The sequence below is a fragment of the Rhodococcus sp. R1101 genome (assembly GCF_000278445.1).
GTDB classification, from domain to species: domain Bacteria; phylum Actinomycetota; class Actinomycetes; order Mycobacteriales; family Mycobacteriaceae; genus Rhodococcus; species Rhodococcus gordoniae.
The window spans coordinates 1-2,929 of record NZ_AJVB01000482.1 but is presented as its reverse complement, the minus strand read 5'-3'; the positions used below and the strand labels follow the sequence as shown (position 1 = coordinate 2,929).

The 2,929-nt window shown below is 70.3% G+C and carries 3 protein-coding genes and 1 pseudogene; all 4 read right to left on the bottom strand.

Translation table 11 applies throughout. From position 1 onward, the window contains the following. A pseudogene (locus R1101_RS0120250) lies at positions 1 to 344 on the bottom strand (recombinase RecA); the annotation flags it as partial. Between the two features lie 284 nt (positions 345 to 628). Continuing rightward, positions 629 to 823 carry a DUF3046 domain-containing protein gene (locus R1101_RS0120245; protein WP_026003514.1) on the bottom strand — a complete coding sequence of 65 codons (195 nt, stop codon included), beginning with the start codon at positions 821 to 823 and terminating at the stop codon, positions 629 to 631. A gap of 38 nt (positions 824 to 861) precedes the next feature. Then, positions 862 to 2,007: a glycosyltransferase gene (locus tag R1101_RS0120240; RefSeq protein ID WP_026003513.1), complete on the bottom strand. Its 1,146-nt coding sequence runs from the start codon at positions 2,005 to 2,007 to the stop codon at positions 862 to 864. Positions 2,008 to 2,069: 62 nt separating this feature from the next. Then, positions 2,070 to 2,789: a PIG-L deacetylase family protein gene (locus R1101_RS0120235; protein ID WP_016935118.1), complete on the bottom strand. Its 720-nt coding sequence runs from the start codon at positions 2,787 to 2,789 to the stop codon at positions 2,070 to 2,072. Positions 2,790 to 2,929: the final 140 nt, after the last annotated feature.

Here is a 2,929-nt window from a genome sequence, read left to right as displayed (position 1 = left end):
GCGTCGGTGTCGACGCCGAGCTTGCGCGCGTAATCCGGATCCAGGGCGTGCTCGGCGTCGATGAACGCCGCGATACCGCCGGCGGCCTGCGCGTTGGCCACCGCGTGGAGGGCCACCGTCGTCTTACCCGACGATTCCGGGCCGTAGATCTCGATGACGCGGCCGCGGGGCAGACCGCCGATACCGAGAGCCACGTCGAGTGCGATCGACCCGGTGGGAATGACTGCGATGGGCGGACGTACGTCCTCGCCCAGGCGCATCACCGAGCCCTTACCGAAGCTCTTGTCGATCTGCGCGAGGGCGAGCTCGAGCGCCTTCTCGCGGTCGTGAGCCTGTGCTGCCATCTTGGTCCCCTTAATCGAATCTCGTCCTTGTTGTCGACGACTTTAGAACCCGGCACCGACAAGTTCGCCGCTGCGACCGCGGAAACGCCGCATCTGTGGATGGGATCACCGCCTGTGGACAACACCCATCCGGTGCACCCAGCATAGCCGAACACGTGTTCGAAATCCGGTCGCTCGGTGTCCGCGGGCCATGGTCGCATCCCTGTCGGACAGAGAACCGATGTCGCACCGCGCGCCCCTCTCGGAGGCAGGCGGAATTCCTCGTTCCCGCCGGTGAACCGTGACTACCGCCGCACGGGCGGAACGTCGAACTCGTCGCAGAGCGCGCGCCACACCTCGCGCGGTTCCTGCCCGGCCTCGATGGCCTCTGCCGGCGTCCGTCCACCGAGCGCGAGCAGCACATGATCGCGCAGCAACGCATCGCCGTGCATCTGCCCGAATTCGTCCCGGACCACCTCGTAGAACTCCGTCAACCGCACCCCGACCACGGTAGTCGCGTGCGTTGCGCAGCGACAGTTCAGTCCGCTGCGGCCTCGCACACCGCGACCGGGTCCTGCACGTCACGAGCACTGGCCGCGGCCGCACGAGCCGCGGCGGCGAAACTCGGCGACGACAGCACCGTGCCGATCGCGGAGCGGACCACAGCCGCGTCGAGCGGACGAACCACCACCGCGCTCCCCTGCCGTGCGGCGCGGTTCGCCAGCTCCCACTGGTCGCCACCACCGGGCACGATCACCGCCGGAACCCCCGCGCTCAGCGCCTTCGCCAGCATCCCGTGCCCACCCCCGCACACGACGACATCGGCCTGCCGGAGCAGAACATCCTGCCTGCCGCGACCTGCGACGACCCGGCTCGGGAGCGCCTGCTCCGGGGGGTCGAGCATCGTCGCGGCGACCCGCATACCGGTTCCGTCGAGGGCATCGCACACCGTCTCGACCATGCCGGTGACGCCGGTCGTCGCGGTCGACGGCGCGACCATGACCAGCGGGCCGTCGCCCGGAGGCGGATCGAGGACCTCCGCGGTGGGTTCCCACAGCAGCGGACCGACCACGTGCGCGTGCTCCGGCCAGTCGGGTCGAGGCAGCTCGAGCGCCGGCAGGGTGGCGATCAGCCGGGCCCGCGGCCCGGGATCACGAGCGGGTAATCCGATCCCGACGCGTGCGGCCGAGCGCTCGCGCTCCCCCTGCCGCAGCGATCTCGCGGTCATCGCACGCAGCGCGGCATCCCGCAACCGCCCCCGCACCCCCACGCCCACGTCGAGACCGCTGCCGATCGGCGGAAGGCCACGCGACGGCAGATACAGCGGGTGCGGCGAGAGCTCGACCCACGGGATCCCGAGTCGTTCGGCGGCCATCCCTCCGCCGGCGGTGAGAACGTCCGCCACCACGAGGTCGGGCAGCAGCGCACCGAGATCCGGGAGCATCTCGCTCGCGATGTGGGCGGCGCGGGCGTGGATCTTCGCCCCCGCGTCGCCGTCGTCGTCACCGAGCCGGGGCGCGAGCCCCTTCAACTCCACGACGGTCACACCGGGCAGATCGAGGCCGAGCCACCGTTCGCCTGTGAAGACCACCGCGTCGTGCCCGGCATCCGCGAGCCGCAGCGACAACGCGATCGCCGGAATCGCATGACCCGCGTCGGGCCCGGCCACCACCGCCACTCGCACGCGCACAGCCTGCCACATCCCGCGTACGCGGGACGGGCTACCACACCGTCGTGGGGCGTCCCCTATCCCGCGAAGGTGTACAACTCGAATCCGGCAGCACGAGCGGCAGGAAAGCCCGGCAGCGGCGCGGACGATCGCTCCACCTGCTCGCGGGCCTGTTCCTCGGCGCTCCTGTCGTCGAGAGCCTCGAGATAACGGCGGTGCGCCGCGAGCGAGTCGACCGCCACCTCGACAGTGCCGCTCACGTCCACCGCATGCGTCGGAGAGGTCGTGTTCACCGCGACCCACCGCACCCCGGGCCAGGGCTCGAGACCGGCTTCCGTCAGTTCCGGGAAGATCCACTCGTTGGCCGCGTCGGCGACCGCGTCGAGCACGGACAGTCCGAGCGCGCGATGATCCGCACTGTTGAGAAAGCCCGGGAACCAGGTGAGCCCGAAGTTCCCGGTCACCACCATCTCGGGTCGGTGTCGTCGGATGCTCGCGGCGATATCACGTCGCAGGTCGAGGCCGGCGACGAGTTGCCCGTCGCGGTGGCCGAGGAACTCCACCGAGTCCACGCCCACGATCCGCGCGGATTCGCGTTCCTCCCCCTCCCGCAGGGGACCGCACTCCCGCGGGTGGAGACCGGCGATTCCGGCCTCCCCGCTCGTCGCGAGGACGTAGCGCACCTGCTTGCCCTGTCGGGTCCATCTCGCCACGGCCGCGGCGGCACCGTATTCGATGTCGTCGGGATGCGCGGCGATCACGAGCCCGTGCTGCCAGTCCTCCGGTACCGCCTCCACAACTGCCCCCTTCGTCCTACAGGTGCGTCAGGTCGTGCTTGTCACCTCCCGATACTGCCTTGTACAGCAGGTATCCGCCGAAGATCACCGCGCCGAGCACGAGAAAGCCGAACAGGTTGTCGAGCAGGGCGCCGAGGACG